At 58.7% G+C, this 17,010-nt stretch carries 16 protein-coding genes, 2 tRNA genes and 1 other RNA gene; 10 read left to right on the top strand and 9 right to left on the bottom strand.

The window, feature by feature from the left end; translation table 11 throughout:
- Positions 1–2: 2 nt before the first annotated feature.
- The 4 genes from ACJ8HN_RS04550 to rssA all read right to left on the bottom strand — a co-directional run bounded on the left by ACJ8HN_RS04550 (position 3) and on the right by rssA (position 4,536).
- On the bottom strand, positions 3–1,346 hold the full coding sequence (locus ACJ8HN_RS04550; RefSeq protein WP_033634791.1) for a UDP-glucose dehydrogenase family protein: 1,344 nt from the start codon (positions 1,344–1,346) through the stop codon (positions 3–5).
- A 40-nt stretch (positions 1,347–1,386) separates the two neighbouring features.
- On the bottom strand, positions 1,387–2,304 hold the full coding sequence (gene galU / locus ACJ8HN_RS04545) for a UTP--glucose-1-phosphate uridylyltransferase GalU (RefSeq protein ID WP_033634792.1): 918 nt from the start codon (positions 2,302–2,304) through the stop codon (positions 1,387–1,389).
- A 212-nt stretch (positions 2,305–2,516) separates the two neighbouring features.
- Positions 2,517–3,530 (bottom strand): two-component system response regulator RssB, encoded by a 1,014-nt coding sequence (rssB, locus tag ACJ8HN_RS04540; protein WP_033634794.1) that lies wholly within the window; start codon positions 3,528–3,530, stop codon positions 2,517–2,519.
- Positions 3,531–3,633: 103 nt separating this feature from the next.
- Complete coding sequence (gene rssA / locus ACJ8HN_RS04535) at positions 3,634–4,536, bottom strand: patatin-like phospholipase RssA (RefSeq protein ID WP_041035415.1); 903 nt, start codon at positions 4,534–4,536, stop codon at positions 3,634–3,636.
- 118 nt (positions 4,537–4,654) lie between these two features.
- On the opposite strand from rssA, the gene ACJ8HN_RS04530 reads away from it, so the two are divergent.
- The 8 genes from ACJ8HN_RS04530 (at position 4,655) to ACJ8HN_RS04495 (ending at position 8,762) form a co-directional block, all read left to right on the top strand.
- Positions 4,655–5,119, top strand: a complete 465-nt coding sequence (locus ACJ8HN_RS04530; protein ID WP_039565804.1) for a YchJ family protein — start codon at positions 4,655–4,657, stop codon at positions 5,117–5,119.
- 68 nt (positions 5,120–5,187) lie between these two features.
- Positions 5,188–6,036, top strand: a complete 849-nt coding sequence (gene purU / locus ACJ8HN_RS04525; protein WP_016927485.1) for a formyltetrahydrofolate deformylase — start codon at positions 5,188–5,190, stop codon at positions 6,034–6,036.
- Between the two features lie 175 nt (positions 6,037–6,211).
- Positions 6,212–6,296, top strand: a tRNA-Tyr gene (locus tag ACJ8HN_RS04520).
- A 96-nt stretch (positions 6,297–6,392) separates the two neighbouring features.
- Positions 6,393–6,477: transfer RNA gene (locus tag ACJ8HN_RS04515), tRNA-Tyr, on the top strand.
- A 47-nt stretch (positions 6,478–6,524) separates the two neighbouring features.
- A non-coding RNA gene (locus ACJ8HN_RS04510) (RtT sRNA) lies at positions 6,525–6,651 on the top strand.
- A gap of 184 nt (positions 6,652–6,835) precedes the next feature.
- Positions 6,836–7,408, top strand: coding sequence for a TIGR00730 family Rossman fold protein (locus ACJ8HN_RS04505; RefSeq protein ID WP_049212922.1), 573 nt, complete (start codon positions 6,836–6,838; stop codon positions 7,406–7,408).
- A gap of 101 nt (positions 7,409–7,509) precedes the next feature.
- A complete protein-coding gene (xthA, locus tag ACJ8HN_RS04500; protein WP_033647602.1) occupies positions 7,510–8,316 on the top strand; it encodes an exodeoxyribonuclease III in 807 nt (268 codons plus the stop codon).
- Positions 8,317–8,360: 44 nt separating this feature from the next.
- On the top strand, positions 8,361–8,762 hold the full coding sequence (locus ACJ8HN_RS04495) for a pyrimidine (deoxy)nucleoside triphosphate diphosphatase (RefSeq protein ID WP_193146701.1): 402 nt from the start codon (positions 8,361–8,363) through the stop codon (positions 8,760–8,762).
- A 21-nt stretch (positions 8,763–8,783) separates the two neighbouring features.
- Here ACJ8HN_RS04495 and ACJ8HN_RS04490 read toward each other — a convergent pair whose 3' ends face one another.
- The 5 genes from ACJ8HN_RS04490 to ACJ8HN_RS04470 form a co-directional block, all read right to left on the bottom strand.
- On the bottom strand, positions 8,784–9,080 hold the full coding sequence (locus tag ACJ8HN_RS04490) for a YnjH family protein (protein ID WP_193169319.1): 297 nt from the start codon (positions 9,078–9,080) through the stop codon (positions 8,784–8,786).
- Positions 9,077–11,002 carry a DNA topoisomerase III gene (locus ACJ8HN_RS04485; RefSeq protein ID WP_049196101.1) on the bottom strand — a complete coding sequence of 642 codons (1,926 nt, stop codon included), beginning with the start codon at positions 11,000–11,002 and terminating at the stop codon, positions 9,077–9,079. Before ACJ8HN_RS04485 ends, ACJ8HN_RS04490 begins: the two co-directional genes overlap by 4 nt.
- Positions 11,002–12,111, bottom strand: a complete 1,110-nt coding sequence (gene mnmH / locus ACJ8HN_RS04480; RefSeq protein ID WP_060438582.1) for a tRNA 2-selenouridine(34) synthase MnmH — start codon at positions 12,109–12,111, stop codon at positions 11,002–11,004. Before mnmH ends, ACJ8HN_RS04485 begins: the two co-directional genes overlap by 1 nt.
- An 8-nt stretch (positions 12,112–12,119) precedes the next feature.
- Positions 12,120–13,163 carry a selenide, water dikinase SelD gene (selD, locus tag ACJ8HN_RS04475; protein WP_101427009.1) on the bottom strand — a complete coding sequence of 348 codons (1,044 nt, stop codon included), beginning with the start codon at positions 13,161–13,163 and terminating at the stop codon, positions 12,120–12,122.
- A 157-nt stretch (positions 13,164–13,320) separates the two neighbouring features.
- Positions 13,321–13,872, bottom strand: a complete 552-nt coding sequence (locus ACJ8HN_RS04470) for an NAD(P)H nitroreductase (protein WP_004932204.1) — start codon at positions 13,870–13,872, stop codon at positions 13,321–13,323.
- Positions 13,873–14,032: 160 nt separating this feature from the next.
- On the opposite strand from ACJ8HN_RS04470, the gene sppA reads away from it, so the two are divergent.
- Both sppA and ansA read left to right on the top strand, forming a co-directional pair.
- Positions 14,033–15,889, top strand: a complete 1,857-nt coding sequence (gene sppA, locus ACJ8HN_RS04465; RefSeq protein ID WP_033634806.1) for a signal peptide peptidase SppA — start codon at positions 14,033–14,035, stop codon at positions 15,887–15,889.
- Positions 15,890–15,982: 93 nt separating this feature from the next.
- Positions 15,983–16,999, top strand: coding sequence for an asparaginase (ansA, locus tag ACJ8HN_RS04460; RefSeq protein WP_033638505.1), 1,017 nt, complete (start codon positions 15,983–15,985; stop codon positions 16,997–16,999).
- Positions 17,000–17,010: the final 11 nt, after the last annotated feature.

Genomic DNA, 17,010 nt, shown 5'->3' with positions numbered 1-17,010 from the left:
CCTTAAATAACCGGTTTAATCGATGCGCCGCGGCCAATCGCATAGTAGGTAAAGCCACGATTCGCCAAACGCTCCGGATCGTACAGGTTACGTCCATCGAAGATCACCGGCTGTTTCAACGCACCCTTGATCACGTCGAAGTCCGGCGCGCGGAAATTCTGCCATTCGGTGCAAATCACCAGCGCATCGGCGCCGTGCAACGCAGCCTCTTTGGTGCCCATCAGTTTCAGATCGTCACGCTGGCCATAGATGCGCTGAACTTCGTTCATCGCTTCCGGATCGTAGGCTTGAACGGTGGCGCCGGCAGCCCACAGTTGCTCCATCAGCACGCGGCTGGAGGCTTCACGCATGTCATCGGTATTCGGCTTGAACGCCAGGCCCCACAGTGCGAAGGTTTTGCCCTTCAAATCGCTGCCGAAATAGTCTTTGATAAAGCTGCTCAGCTTGTCTTTCTGTTGGTAGTTGACCTGCTCTACCGCCTGCAACAGCTTCGGTTGGTAACCGATCTGCTCCGCCGTGCGGATCAAGGCCTGTACATCTTTCGGGAAGCAAGAACCACCGTAGCCACAGCCAGGGTAAATGAAGTGATAGCCGATGCGTGAATCGGAACCGATGCCCTGGCGCACTTTCTCGATGTCCGCGCCCAGCATTTCCGCCAGGTTGGACATTTCGTTCATAAAGCTGATTTTGGTCGCCAGCATGCAGTTGGCGGCGTATTTGGTCAACTCCGCGCTGCGGATATCCATCATGATCATACGATCGTGATTGCGGTTAAACGGCTCGTACAGCTCGCGAATAGGTTCGATCACCTCTTTATTATCGGTACCGATCACGATGCGTTCAGGGCGCATGCAGTCAGCCACCGCAGCGCCTTCCTTCAGGAATTCAGGGTTGGACACCACGTCGAACGGCACGTTGCTGCCGCGCTTAGCCAGCGTTTCCGCCATCACCTGACGCACCTTGTCCGCCGTGCCGACCGGCACGGTGGATTTGTCGATCACCACTTTGCGATCGGTCATGTGCTCGGCGATGGTGCGCGCCACCGCGGTGACATATTTCAGATCGGCTGAGCCGTCCTCATCCGGCGGCGTGCCGACGGCGATAAACTGGATATTCCCGTGCGCCACGCCCGCCTTGGCATCGGTGGTGAAATGCAGGCGCCCGGCCTCATAGTTTTGCTGCACCAGCGGCGCCAGGCCCGGCTCAAAAATCGGGATATTCCCTTTTTTCAGGTTTTCGACTTTTCGCTCATCAACATCGATGCACATAACGTCATGGCCAACTTCAGCCAGCACCGCGGCCTGTACCAGCCCCACATAACCAATACCAAAAACTGTTACTTTCATGTGAAAATCCTAGTTTTTCAAATTAAGACGAAAGATCAAATCACTTCTTGTCAGCGGCAACAACCTGTTGCAGCCACTGAGAAAATTCTTTGCCCAAGCTGGCATGACGCATGCCGTACTCTACAAAAGCCTGCATGTAACCCAGTTTGTTACCGCAGTCATGGCTCACGCCTTTCAGGTGATACGCTTCCACCGTTTCCTGCTGCATCAGCATTTCGATGCTGTCAGTCAGCTGAATTTCATCGCCGGCGCCTGGAGGCGTTTTCGCCAACAGCGGCCAAATATCGGCGGACAACACGTAACGCCCGACAATCGCCAGGTTGGAAGGCGCTTTATCCGGCGACGGCTTCTCGACCACGCTGACCATCGGCGCGCTTTCGCCCGGTTGCAGATCGACGCCCTTGCAGTCGGCTACGCCGTAGTTTCCGACATCCTTATGCGGCACGGGTTCAACCATGATTTGGCTGACGCCGGTGGTTTCGAAGCGCTGCAGCATTTCGTGCAGGTTGTCTTTTTTCGGATCGGCGCTGTATTCATCGAGGATCACGTCAGGAAGCACCACCGCGACCGGCTCATCGCCCACCATCGGGTAGGCACACATAATTGCGTGCCCCAGGCCTTTGGCATTGCCCTGACGAACCTGCATCACGGTAACGCCTTTCGGGCAGATCGACTGCACTTCATCCAGCAATTGGCGCTTGACGCGTTTTTCCAGCATCGCTTCGAGTTCGAAACTGGTATCAAAATGGTTTTCGATCGAGTTCTTGGAGGAGTGGGTGACCAGCACAATCTCGTTAATCCCCGCCGCAATGCACTCATTGACGACGTATTGGATCAGCGGTTTATCAACCAGCGGCAGCATTTCTTTCGGAATGGCTTTGGTGGCCGGCAACATCCGCGTACCCAAGCCTGCAACCGGGATCACGGCTTTTCTGACTTTGCGATTTACAGCAGGCATTATTTCCTCTCTTAAAGCTAAGACGCTCATTTTATGAGCTTGGCTCGATATAAAAAAACCTTCGGAGTATACCAGCTTATACGCGCCGAGCATTAGCCGGAACACAAATAGAAAACATTTAGGACTATTACCCGTTCGGATAATCGGGAGAATAAATAAACGGTTTAATTACCGATAAGTGAATAGCTTAAGATCTCGCCGATCGCTGCCTGTTATTCAGCGCTGAGCATCAGCCGCAATCGGCCACCGCTGCCCCATACCTGACACTGCCAGGCGGCACAGCGCTGACTGATCTGATTCATGTAGGTAGCTCCCAGCGTCCCCAGCGGCACGCCGTTGTTCAGCTGGATTTGATTGTCACCGGTATTGACGTTGGCATGCAGCCCGGCGGAAACCAGGATCAGGTTTTTATTTTCGGCGTGATAATATCCCAACAACAGAGGGAATTGACCGTCTAATTTCCCCTGCCGCAATAATTGATTAACCTGCTTTAACAATGCCGACATTTGCGGCAGACGATGCTGTTGATTAGCCAGATGATCTTGCAGCAGCCCATTAAATAACGCGCGCAACAGCAAAGCCGCCAATACGCCATTATCGCCGGCGCGCGTGACGTCCAGGCAATAGAATGCCAGATCCTTTTCTGACAAGGCGGCGATATCCAGCACCAGGCCGGGATTTTCGCCGGTGGTTAACTGCCGATAGTTGATCCGGCAATGCGCAATGGTCTGCTGTACCGGCGGCTGCAATTGTTTAAGCAGTTTGACGGCTTCGGAAGGATTTTTGCTCAGCGCATCCCAATCCTGAAACAGTTCAACCTCTTCAATCGCCTGGGAGGTGAACATATTGGGGTATAAGCACGCCAGCACCGCTTCACGCAGGCGGTTGAGATCGGTCAGCGGCTTGAGCAGCACATCCTGCACGCCCAACCGCAGCACCTTGGCGATGTCCGCCATCTTGTCGGTGGCCGAGATCACCAGCACCGGGATCTGTACCCCCTGCAAACGCAGGTGTTCAACGAATTCGATACCGCCCATTTCCGGCATCGCGAGATCGCACAGGATCAGATCCGGCTTGAAGTCATCGACGGCACTCAACGCCTGTAAACCGTTGGTCGCCTCGCCGGTTTCAGCGCCCAGCGAGGCCAAATAACCGACCAGCACCGAACGAAAAACCTGTTCGTCCTCAACGATCAAGATGCGCTTGTGAGTAAGTGGTAATGCCATCAGCCGAGCCTCGTCCCTTTCCATAGTGTAATAGTGGCTCAAAAAGGTCACTTATGCTCGTCTGAAACAGACTGACCGCGCAATGCCAACCGAGAACCGAGAATTATCTATTTTTTATCAACGGCAACAACCGATCCAGTTGTTTTTCCACCGCCAGCAATCCCGCTTCGATCGCTTCATTGGCGCGGTGGAAATCCAGCGTCGAGATTTGCGGGCAAAAAGGTTGAATCAGCACATCCGGCGGATCGCTCGCCATCCGGTTGCGCTTCAGGCGATTTTCCAGCATTTGAATCGAGGTGCCCATGACCTCCATCGCCGTGGGCGCCGTCGCCGGTTTGCGCTGCCGCATTCTGCCGATGCGCTCCCGCAGACGCCCGCGCCAGGTGGCCGCAGGCGCATCTTCCGGGCTTTCTTCCTCGATACGTATCGAGAACAGATCCTGCTGCATCAGGTGCGCGTCATGCTGCAGATCGACCGCGATGACGATATCGGCGCCCATGGCGCGGCAAAGCGACACCGGCACCGGATTGACCACCGCGCCATCCACCAGCCAATAGCCGTCGGCCCACACCGGTGCCAACAGGCCAGGCATGCTGCAGGAGGCGCGTATCGCCTGATGAATATCGCCTTCGGTCAGCCACAGCTCACGCCCGGTGCTGAGATTGGTCGTCACGGCGCCGAACTTCAGCGCACATTCAGCGATATCATTGATCTTCAACAACTGTCCGACGGCGTTAAACACCCGCTCGCCGCGCAACAGGCCGCCACGGTGCCAGGAAAAATCCATCAGGCGAATCACGTCCCAATAGCTGAACGATCGCACCCACTGCTCCATCGCCGGCAGACGATGGCTGGCGAACGCCGCCCCCACCAACGCGCCGACGGAGCAACCGGCCACGATATCAACCTCAATCCCCAGTTTCTTTATCGCATTAATCACGCCGATGTGCGCCCAGCCTTTGGCCGAGCCCGCCCCCAGCGCCAGTCCGATCTTGATTTGCCGCATAGCGCCATCCTCGCGGTGAAAGGTGTTCTCTGCTTTCAGGGTAGATTGTCACTGACGAATATTGTTAGGTAACATATGCGCTAAATTCATTTTCTGCCTCGTGTTCTCAGGAGTTATTTTGCCCGAATCATGCCCATGCGGCAGCGGACAGGCGTATAACGCGTGCTGCGCCCCTTTTATCAGCGGCAATCAGCCGGCGCCCACGCCCGGTCAGCTGATGCGTTCACGCTTCACCGCCTACGTGAGTCATAACGTCGACTATCTGATCGCCACCTGGCACCCCGACTGCGGCGCCGAAGCGTGGCGCAATGCAATCGTCGACAGCTTTAAAAATACCGAATGGTTAGGCCTGACGATCGTGGAAGAGAAAGCCGGTCATGAGCCGGAAGAAGGCTTCGTCGAATTCATCGCCCGCTTTATCGATGGCGAAAGCGGCGAACCGCAGGCGATGCATGAGCGCTCGCGCTTCCTTCGTCGCGATCAACGTTGGTATTATATCGACGGCACCAAACCCCAGCCCGGCAGAAATGCGATGTGTCCCTGTGGCTCAGGGAAAAAATACAAGAAGTGCTGCGGGCGCTAGCCGGCCGGCGCTTCACGTTTACGCCTGCGCAGACAGGCCGTTCAGTATCAGACAGGATCCTCAAACCCATGCCACACCAAAATGTACAACGGAAAGTGTTACGCACCATCTGCCCGGACGCCAAAGGGCTGATCGCCAAGATCACCAACATCTGTTACAAGCACGAACTCAATATCGTGCAGAATAATGAGTTCGTCGATCACCGCACCGGGCGTTTCTTCATGCGCACCGAGCTGGAAGGCATTTTCAACGACAACACGCTGCTGGCCGATCTGGACAGCGCGCTGCCGGAAGGTTCGCTGCGTGAGCTGCACAGCACCGGGCGCCGGCGCATCGTGGTGCTGGTCACCAAAGAGGCCCACTGCCTGGGCGATCTGTTGATGAAAAGCGCCTATGGCGGCCTCGACGTTGAAATCGCCGCCGTGATCGGCAACCACGACACGCTGCAATCGCTGGTGGAGCGTTTCGATATTCCTTTCCATCTGGTGAGCCACGAAGGCTTGACGCGTGAACAGCATGACCGCGAAATGACGGCCAAGATCGATCAATATCAGCCGGATTACGTGGTGCTGGCCAAATATATGCGCGTGCTGACTCCGGCCTTCGTGCAACATTACCCGAATCAGGTGATCAACATTCACCATTCGTTCCTGCCGGCGTTTATCGGCGCGCGCCCTTATCACCAGGCCTATGAGCGCGGGGTAAAAATCATCGGCGCCACCGCCCACTACGTTAACGACAATCTCGACGAAGGCCCAATCATCATGCAGGACGTGATCCACGTCGATCACACCTATTCCGCCGAGGATATGATGCGCGCCGGCCGCGACGTGGAGAAAAACGTGCTTAGCCGCGCGCTGTATCAGGTGCTGGCGCAGCGCGTCTTCGTTTACGGCAACCGCACCGTTATTCTTTAATCGCTCAATAAATCGGTGCATTTCGTTCAGGGATGCACCGCCAAGAATAAAAAAACGGCAAACGATTCATTTTCTGCATTTCAATGCTTTACACATCCGCTTCATTTGATATGATGCGCCCCGCTTACCGAGACAGCGCTCTCGCAAGCAAGGCCAGTTAAATAGCCATGTATATGGTGGGGTTCCCGAGCGGCCAAAGGGAGCAGACTGTAAATCTGCCGTCACTGACTTCGAAGGTTCGAATCCTTCCCCCACCACCATCTTCTCTCCGCCAGGAGCGAGGACGCAGTAAAGAAACCGGCCAGGTTTCTTCCGGATAAAACTGGAACGACAATTTGTAAATCCATGAATACCATGGTGGGGTTCCCGAGCGGCCAAAGGGAGCAGACTGTAAATCTGCCGTCACAGACTTCGAAGGTTCGAATCCTTCCCCCACCACCATCTCTTTATAGAAAATCCCAAATAAACTTAAAGCACATCGCACCCATAATGCTCCGCACTGGGGAAGGATGAGAAGCTTCGACAAGGTTCGAGTCTCACGCAGTGAGACAACGCGCTTCAGCGCGGCCAGCAGGGTGAGTCGCGCAGCGACGAATCATCCTTCCCCCACCACCATCTTTTATAAAATCCCCCAAACCTCATCAAAGCACATCGCATCTATCACTCCGCTTCGGGAAAACTCACACCGTCGAACGGCGCTCTCATCCGGCGTTTTATTTCCGCCTCCCAGCCGTAACTTGAACTCCGGCCGACAATTCGCTATACCACTGGCTTCTTTTGCGCAGTAAGGAACAGGTGGATGCGAAACAATATTTGCGTTTTTTGTGGCGCCAGCGAAGGCGTCAATCCCGCTTATGCCGAGCAGGCTCGTCAACTGGGGCAGCTGCTGGCCGCACAGGGGCGCCGTTTAATCTACGGCGGCGGCAAAAAAGGATTGATGGGGATCGTGGCGGACGCGGTGTTGGCGGCGGGCGGTGAAGCTGTCGGCATTATCCCCGAGCGCCTGGTTGAAGCGGAAACCGCGCATCGCGGCCTGTCTGAATTGGAAGTGGTGCCGGATATGCACACGCGCAAAGCCCGTATGGCGGCGCTGGCGGACAGTTTTATCGCCCTGCCCGGCGGCATCGGCACGTTGGAAGAGCTGTTTGAAATCTGGACCTGGGGGCAAATCGGCTATCACAACAAACCGGTCGGCCTGCTCAACGTCAACGGGTTCTACCGCCCGCTGAGCCAGTTCCTCGAGCACGTCGCCGATCAGGGCTTTATGCGCCACGACTACCTCGGCACCCTGCACATCAGTGAATCGGCGCAAACGCTGCTGCAACAGTTTGACGACTATCAACCCAAAAATTACGACCGCTGGGCGAAATAAAGCCGCTGCGCAGCCAGCGGTCCCGCCGCTGTCTGCGTTACATTTCCCGCCAAACTCTGCTACTATCACAGCACATTTTTATCGTGAAAACGGCACCGCTCATGAAGTTTGTCTCTTTTAATATCAATGGACTGCGCGCGCGTCCGCATCAGCTGGCGGCAATTATCGAACAGCACCAGCCCGACGTGATCGGCCTGCAAGAAACGAAAGTTCACGACGACATGTTCCCGCTGGAAGAAGTCAGCCAGCACGGCTATCACGTGTTCTATCACGGGCAAAAAGGCCATTACGGCGTAGCGCTGCTGACCAAAGCGGAGCCTCTGGCCGTGCGCCGCGGTTTCCCGACCGATGAAGAAGATGCGCAGCGTCGCATCATCATGGCCGATCTGGCTACGCCGCAGGGCACGCTGACGGTGATCAACGGCTACTTCCCGCAAGGTGAAAGCCGCGACCACCCGATCAAATTCCCGGCTAAAACACGCTTTTATCAGGATTTGCAAAACTACCTGGAGCAGCAGCTGTCGGCGGAATCCCCGGTGTTGATCATGGGTGACATGAACATCAGCCCAAGCGATTATGACATTGGCATCGGCGAAGACAGCCGCAAACGCTGGCTGCGCACCGGCAAGTGTTCCTTCCTGCCGGAAGAGCGCGAATGGATGGAGCGCCTGCTAAACTGGGGGCTGGTGGACACCTACCGCCACGCCAACCCGGGGCGCAGCGACGAATTCTCGTGGTTCGACTACCGCTCCAAAGGGTTCGACGACAACCGCGGCCTGCGTATCGATCTGCTGCTGGCCAGCACCCCGCTGGCTTCGCGCTGCATCGCCACCGGCATCGATTACCAAACCCGTGGGATGGAGAAACCTTCCGACCATGCGCCGGTGTGGGCGGAATTTACGCTGTAAACCCATCACCCCGGCGCTCGCCGGGGTTTTACTCTGTGAAGCCAATGAAAATTATCGACGTGGTAGCCGCCATTCTGGAACAGAACGGCCGCATTTTGCTGGCCCAGCGCGGCGCAGGCAGCGATCAGGCCGGTCTGTGGGAGTTTCCCGGCGGCAAGGTTGAAGCCGGCGAAAGCCAGCCAGAGGCGCTGGCGCGCGAGCTGGATGAAGAGTTGGGGATTTGCGCCCGTATCGGCGACCATGTGGGCAGCAATCAGTGGCAGCAAGGCGAACGCCTCATCCGGCTACATGCCTGGCGAGTCGCGGCGTTCTCCGGTGAATTGCAACTGCATTGCCACTCGGCGCTGGTCTGGGTCACGCCGCAACAGGCGCAGGAATACGCCCTGGCGCCCGCCGACGTTCCACTGCTGGCGGACTATATCGCCGCGCAAGGCGATGCGCGCTGAGCGCGGCGATAGGTTACATCGTCACTTCTTCAATCGCACCCAAATCAAGGGGTTGGTGCCGATGGTGTTAGGCTCACGCACGCACTGCAGCACTTCCCCTTCGACTTTGAGCACCGCCCCTTCGGAATAATTCTGGTTCTGGTAGACACAACAGCGGTTGCAGGGCTGCGCCGGCGGCGGATTGACGCCGCTTTTGGCCGTGCCCCAAATCTCCGGCGAAACCGGCAACACCACGTCCACATCGCCGCGATTGGCGGCGGCCAGGCCGGAAAACACCAAGACAGCGACGGCTAAAACCCCACTGAGTCCATGCTTCATTCACTCTTCTCCTGCGCCTTGCCGGCGCTTTTCCTGCGTTTTTTGCCCCCGCTGGAAGGCGGCGGCGGCAACCCACGAAACGCCATGCTCGCCCGGCTCTGCTTGGCCTGATAAATCAGCTCTTGCAGCGTGCCGACCAACGGCTGCATAAAGTCCTGATAGCGGCAGGATTTCTCGCTGATTTGCGTCAGCGTGGCTTCCCAGTTGGCCGTCATATCAGGACGCGCAGCAAGATCCGGCAGCGAGTGAATCAACGCGCGCCCGGTTTCGCTGGAGTGAATATAGCGCCCCTTCTTGTACAGAAACGCCCGTTTGAACAGCAATTCGATGATCCCCGCTCGCGTCGCTTCCGTACCTAAACCATCGGTCGCCCGCAGGATTTTCTTTAACGCTTTATCTTGTACGAACCGCGCGATGCCGGTCATGGCCGACAACAGGCTGGCGTCGGTAAACGGCCGCGGCGGCTGCGTCTGGCGTTCCACCACTTCACCGCGCTCGCACAGCAGCTCATCGTCCTTGGCCACCACCGGCAGCGGCGCGCCTTCGTTTTCCTCGTCGCGCTCCTTGCTGCCCAGCAGCGTACGCCAACCGGCCTCCGCCAGGAAACGCGCCTTGGCGATGAATTTGCCGCCGGCGATATCAAGCTCGATCACGCATTTGCGGAACACCGCATCCGGACAGAACTGCATCAAGTACTGGCGCGCCACCAGCCCATACACATTCCGTTCATCCTGCGTCAGATTCACCTTGCCGGCGCGGGCGGTGGGAATAATGGCGTGGTGCGCATCGACCTTTTTATCGTCCCAGCAGCGGTTGCGGCGATCGCTGTCGATCACCGGCTGCGGATACAGCTCAGGCTGGTGCACGCTAATGGCGTTCAGCACCGCGTGGCGGCCAGCGAAATGTTCTTCCGGCAGATAGCGGCAGTCGGAACGCGGATAGGTGATCAATTTGTGGGTTTCGTACAGCCGCTGGCAAACGTCCAGCACCTGTTGCGCGCTGAGGTTATAGCGCCGGGCCGCCTCGATTTGCAGCGTAGAGAGCGAGAACGGCAGCGGCGCGGTATCTGATTCCCGTTTATCATTATAGGACGTGACCAGGGCAGGCTGCCCCTCGATGCGCTTGACCACGTGCTCCGCCAACGGCCGGTGCAGCAAACGCCCCTCTTCATCCTGATAAGGTTCGCAGGACTCGCTGGGTTGCCACAGCGCCACGAAGCGCTCTTCTTTCGGCGTGACGATGTGCGCCTTGACCTCAAAGAAGTCTTTTGGCACAAAGTTTTCGATCTCTTCATCGCGGCGCACCACCAATCCGAGCACCGGGGTCTGCACCCTGCCCACCGACAGCACGCCGTCGTAACCGGCGTTGCGGCCCAGCAGCGTGTAGGCGCGGGTCATATTGATGCCGTACAGCCAGTCGGCGCGCGAACGCGCCAGCGCAGACACGCACAACGGAATGAAATCACGGTTATCGCGCAGACGCTCGACAGCACGCTCCACCGCCTGCGGATTGAGATCGTTGATCAGACAGCGGCGCACGTTCTGGCGCTTCTCCGCCGTCAAATCCAGGTAGTCCAGCACCTCATCCACCAGCAGTTGCCCCTCGCGATCCGGGTCACCGGCGTGAACCACTTCATCGGCTTCGAGCAGCAGCTTTTTAATGGCGTTGAGCTGTTTGCTGACCGAAGGGCGTGGCTGTAAGCGCCATTTTTCGGGGATGATTGGCAGATCCGCCAACGACCAGCGCGCATAGCGGCTGTCATAGGCGTCAGGCTGGGCCTGCTCCAACAGATGGCCGACGCACCAGGTCACCACGTCGTTGTTGCCACAGGCGATATAGCCGTCGCCGCGGCGATGCGGCTTGGGCAAGACGTCGGCAATGGCGCGCGCCAAACTCGGTTTCTCGGCTATGAACAGTCGCATTAATCACCGTTTTTCTGGCTGAACGTCATCAAGAATTCTCTTACTTCTGCATAGTTCCCGCGGAAGACGATCCGCTGGGCTTTCTTTTCCAGCTGATAGCAATACATCGGATCGTAGTACTGCTGCAACAGAGGCGCCAACCACTCGCGGTGCGCGTCGCCCTGGCCGCTGAGGCGCTGCGCCCGCAGCGCCGCCTCCAGCCGCTGCGTCAACTGCTGGAAGCGCTCCAGGCCCAAACGGCGGCGAATGGCGAACAGGCCATGATGCAAATAGTCGTCGTACTGTCGCCAGCCCTCTTCCATGCCATAGGCCTGTTCGAACTGTTCGCGCATACCGTCGATATATTCGGCCTGCAAGCGCGCCAGACGAATATCGAACGGATCGTCGATCACCGCCACCGGCGCCTGCTGCATGCCGTTGAACAACGGCAACGGCAGATTGTTGCTGCCGATGATCCGCCCTTCGTCTTCCAGCACCCAACGGCGGCTGCCACCATGCTGTTTTTTCAGCAATAACACAGCCAGACGATTCTCAAAATCTATCTGCGAGCTCTGCCCCGCCAGCGTTCGGCCAAAAGATGAACCGCGATGGCGCGCCGCGCCTTCCAGATCGACGCCGTCGGCCAGTTCGTTGACCAGCAGCGTCTTGCCGCTGCCGGTATTGCCGCCCACCAGGGCCATCGGCAATTGCGCGCTTTGCGTCAGCACACCGAGCAGATAATTGCGCAGCGCCTTATAACCGCCAGTGATACGCGGATAATCCACGCCGGCCTCGTGCAGCCATTGCTGCACCAGCTGCGAGCGCAGCCCGCCGCGGAAGCAGTAAATATAGCCTTCGGGCCGCGCTGCGCAGGCCGCCAGCCAGGCGGCGGTGCGCTGTTCGCGCAGTTTGCCGTTCACCAGGCTGTGGCCGAGCGCGATCGCCGCCTGCTGCCCATGCTGCTTATAGCAGGTGCCGACCGCCTGGCGTTCGCTGTCGATCATCAGCGGTAAATTCACCGCCTGTGCGAAGGCACCCTGCTGAAATTCGATCGGTGCGCGCACGTCAATCAGCGGCACGTCCTGCAGGAAAATGCGTGGGTAATCGTCGCTGTCCGGCCTTCCTTGCATGTGGGACACTACACGACCTCGATCAGCGGCTTATCGGCCGATGCCACATGCAGCTCACCGATGGCGTTGAGGGTGATACCGTGCTGCCCGGCAATCGCCAGCACCTGCGCTTCCGCCTCTGGCAATACCGCCAACAGCAAACCGCCAGAGGTTTGTGGATCGCACAGCAGCTGGCGCTGCAAATCGCTCATCTCGCCCACCAGATGGCCATAGCTGTCGAAGTTGCGCCCGGTGCCGCCCGGCACGCAACCTTCGGCGATATACGCCTCGACGTCCGGCAGCTTCGGCACCCGATCGAACCAGACCGTCGCCTGCAGACCGGAGCCCTGGCACACCTCGCTCAGGTGGCCCAGCAGGCCAAAGCCGGTGATATCGGTCATCGCCGTGACGCCCGCCACCTCGGCAAAGTCGGCGCCCGGCTTGTTCAGGCGGCACATCACTTCGGTCGCCAGGCCCTGATGCTCAGTGCGCAGTTTGCTTTGTTTCTCGGCGGTCGTGAGCACGCCGATGCCCAGCGGCTTGGTCAGATAGAGTTTCGCCCCGGCCTGTGCCGCGCTGTTTTTCTTCACCCGCTCGGTATTGACCACGCCGGTGACCGCCAGGCCGAAAATAGGTTCCGGCGCATCGATGGAATGGCCGCCGGCCAGCGCGATCCCCGCCTGCTGGCAGGCGAAACGCCCGCCGTCGATCACCTGCTGCGCCACCTCCGGCGGCAGCTTGGCGATCGGCCAGCCGAGAATGGCGATCGCCATGATCGGTTTGCCGCCCATCGCATACACGTCGCTGATGGCGTTGGCTGCCGCAATGCGGCCGAAATCGAACGGATCGTCGACGATCGGCATGAAAAAGTCAGTGGTGCTGATGATGCCGACGCCGTTGCCGATGTCGTACACCGCCGCGTCGTCGCGGGTTTCATTGCCGACCAACAGGCGCGGATCGACAAACTTTTCTCGCTCGCTGTGCAAGATGGTTTCGAGAACTTTCGGTGAGATTTTGCAGCCGCAGCCAGCGCCATGGCTGTACTGGGTTAAACGGATCGCTGGCGATGTCATAGTCCACTCCCTTCGGTAACGGCACTCAAGATAACATAGGGTAGCGCTTGCCGAAGGGATTGATAAGAGCAGGTCGCCGATAAGCGAACGGCCTGCTCAGAAACCATGCGATTTTGCGGGGTTTGGCGCATTTTCGCCGCGCCCCGCGGGAGAAAACTCAGAAATAGCTGACGAAAGGCGTGCTGTCCGGCGGCGTCACCTTGGTGGCGGCCTTCAGCTGCGGCGTGCCCAGATAGAGGAAACCGACGATCTCGTCCTGCTCGCGGCAGCCGAAGGCTTCGCGCACCAGCGCATGCTCGGTCCAGGCGCCGGTGCGCCAGATACCGTTAAAGCCCTGCGCCAGCGCCGCCATCTGCATCGCCTGCACCGCGCAACCGGCGGAAACCACCTGCTCCCAGCGCGGCACCTTGGTCTCTTCAGTGCAGTGCGCGATGACGGTGATGATCAGCGGCGCGCGGAATGGCGCCTTGGTGGCCTTTTCGATCGCCGCTTCGTCCAGCTGATCCTGTTTCGCCGCCGCCTGCAGCAGCTGGCTGAAGCGCTCCAGACCCTGATTTTCGATCATCACGAAACGCCACGGCTGCAGCGCGCCGTGATCGGGCGCACGCAGGCCCGCGTTGATGATATTTTGGCGCACTTCCCCCGCCGGCGCCGGTTCCGCCAGGCGCGAAGCCGAGCGGCGATTCAATAAAAGATCCAGAGCATCCATCGTAAACTCCTGATAACAATTTTCATTCCGGCCACGTTAACATAGCTAAACGACGAGTTACAGCCTCGGCGATAGCGTCTGTGTGCCACGATTTAAAGCTGACATTTCCCCGGCCGCTCATTAGGATAGCGGAACATTCTCGACTCTTGTTGGAGAGCACATGCGCACATTGTGGCAAATTATTGCCGGCATTTTCCGGTGGACATGGCGTCTGCTGAATTTTATCAGGGAACTGATCCTTAACCTGTTCCTGGTCTTGCTGATCCTGGTTGGGGTTGGCATCTATCTGTCCTTCCAAAGTTCCTCCACCACGACGGCCCCGGCGCGCGGCGCGCTGCTGGTCGATTTAAGCGGCGTGGTGGTCGATCAGCCCTCGGTAAACAACCGGGTGCGGCAATGGGGCCGCGAGCTGTTGGGCGCCTCCAGCAGCCGTCTGCAGGAAAACTCGCTGTTCGACGTGGTCGATAGCATCCGCAAGGCCAAAGACGATAAAAACATTACCGGCATGGTGTTGCAGCTGAATGACTTCGTCGGCGCCGATCAGCCGTCGCTGCGCTATATCGGCAAGGCGCTGCGCGAGTTCCGCGACAGCGGCAAGCCGATCTTCGCCATCGGCGACAGCTACAACCAGACGCAATACTTCCTGGCCAGCTACGCCAACAAGGTCTATCTGTCGCCGCAGGGCGCGGTCGATCTGCACGGTTTTGCCACCAACAACCTGTATTACAAGTCGTTGCTGGACATGCTCAAGGTCACCACCAATATCTTCCGCGTCGGCACCTATAAATCGGCGGTCGAGCCGCTGATCCGCGACGATATGTCTCCGGCGGCGCGCGAAGCGGACAGCCGCTGGATTGGCGGCCTGTGGCAGAACTATCTGGAAACCGTCGCGGCCAACCGCCAGCTGACGCCACAGCAGCTGTTCCCGGGCGCCGCCGGCGTGCTGAGCGGCCTGCAGGCAGCCGGTGGCGACACCGCTCGCTATGCGCTGGACAATAAGCTGGTGGACGAGCTGGCCTCGCGCACCGCGATCGAAAATCAGCTGGTCAAGACCTTCGGCTGGGATAAACAGGCGAACGATTTCAACGCCATCAGCATCTACGACTACCAGCCGAAGCCGGACGCCAATCAGGGCGGCAAGATCGCCGTGGTCTTCGCCAACGGCGCCATCATGGACGGCCCGCAGACGCCGGGTAACGTCGGGGGTGATACCACCGCCGCCGAACTGCGTCAGGCCCGTCTGGATCCGGCCATCAAGGCCGTGGTGTTCCGCGTCAACAGCCCGGGCGGCAGCGTCAGCGCATCCGAAGTGATCCGTTCCGAACTGGCCGCCGTGCGCGCCGCCGGCAAACCGGTGGTGGTTTCGATGGGCGGCATGGCCGCATCGGGCGGCTACTGGGTTTCGACGCCGGCCGACTACATCATCGCCAGCCCGAGCACCCTGACCGGTTCCATCGGCATTTTCGGCATCATCAACACCTACGAGAAAACCCTGGATACGCTGGGCGTGCACACTGATGGCGTGGCGACCTCGCCGCTGGCCGACATTGCGGTCACCAAGGCGCTGCCGCAGGAGTTCTCGCAGATGATGCAGCTGAACATCGAAAACGGGTATAAGAACTTCCTCGATTTGGTCGCCAAATCGCGCAAGATGACCCCGCAGCAGGTTGACCAAATCGCCCAGGGCCACGTCTGGCTCGGCAGCGACGCCAAGGCCAACGGCCTGGTCGATCAATTGGGCGATTTCGACGACGCGGTGAAAAAAGCCGCCGAGCTGGCGAAGCTGCAGCAGTGGCAACTCAACTGGTTCGTCGATACCCCAAGCCTGAGCGATATGGTGCTCAGCCAGTTCGGCGTTTCCGTTCACGCCATGCTGCCGGCGGCGATTCAAGCCATGCTGCCCGCTCCGCTGGCCTCGGTCGCCAACGCGGTGAAAGAACAGCCGGGCTTGTTCAATAACCTGAACGATCCGCAAAACCGTTATGCGATCTGTCTCACCTGCGGAGAAGTCCGCTAACAAATAATTCTGCAGCCCGGCCATCGCCGGGCTTTTTTTCTGCCGCCATGCCCCTATAATTCAACCCATCTTATCTTTGTTAAAATCATGACCATGCAAAAGAAATCCATTTACGTCGCCTACACCGGCGGCACCATCGGCATGCAGCGTTCCGATCACGGCTATATCCCGGTTTCCGGCCACCTGCAGCGCCAGCTGGCGCTGATGCCCGAATTCCATCGCCCGGAAATGCCGGATTTCACCATTCATGAATATGCGCCATTGATTGACTCTTCGGATATGACGCCGGAAGACTGGCAGCACATCGCCGATGACATCAAGCAGAACTACGATCGCTACGACGGCTTCGTGATCCTGCACGGCACCGACACCATGGCGTTCACCGCGTCGGCACTCTCCTTCATGCTGGAAAACCTGGCTAAACCGGTGATCGTCACCGGCTCGCAGATTCCGCTGGCGGAGCTGCGTTCCGATGGCCAGACCAACCTGCTCAACGCGCTGTATCTGGCGGCCAACCATCCGGTGAATGAAGTCAGCCTGTTCTTCAACAACAAGCTGTTCCGCGGCAACCGCACCACCAAAGCGCACGCCGACGGCTTCGACGCCTTTGCCTCCCCGAATCTGCCGCCGCTGCTGGAAGCCGGTATTCACATTCGCCGCCAGCAAGGCATCGACAGCCCGCCATGCAACGGCGCGCTGCGGGTGCACGACATTACGCCGCAGCCGATCGGCGTGGTCACTATCTATCCGGGCATTTCCGGCGCGGTGGTGCGCAACTTCCTGCTGCAGCCGGTCAAAGCGCTGATCCTGCGTTCCTACGGCGTCGGCAACGCGCCGCAGAAGGCAGAGCTGATCGACGAGTTGCGCGCGGCTTCAGAACGCGGCATCGTGGTGGTGAACCTGACGCAGTGCATCTCCGGGCGCGTCAATATGGAAGGCTACGCCACCGGCAACGCGCTGGCGCACGCCGGGGTGATCAGCGGTTTCGACATGACGGTGGAAGCCGCCCTGACCAAGCTGCACTACCTGCTGAGCCAGCCGCTGACGCCGGAACAAATCCGCGCCCTGATGCAGCAAGACCTGCGCGGCGAACTGAGCATCAACGGTTAACCTACTGAACT

This window comes from Serratia sp. CY29653 (assembly GCF_052169255.1).
GTDB lineage: Bacteria > Pseudomonadota > Gammaproteobacteria > Enterobacterales > Enterobacteriaceae > Serratia > Serratia sarumanii.
Note: the sequence above shows the minus strand (reverse complement) of the source record. Positions and strands in the feature narration are given on the sequence as shown.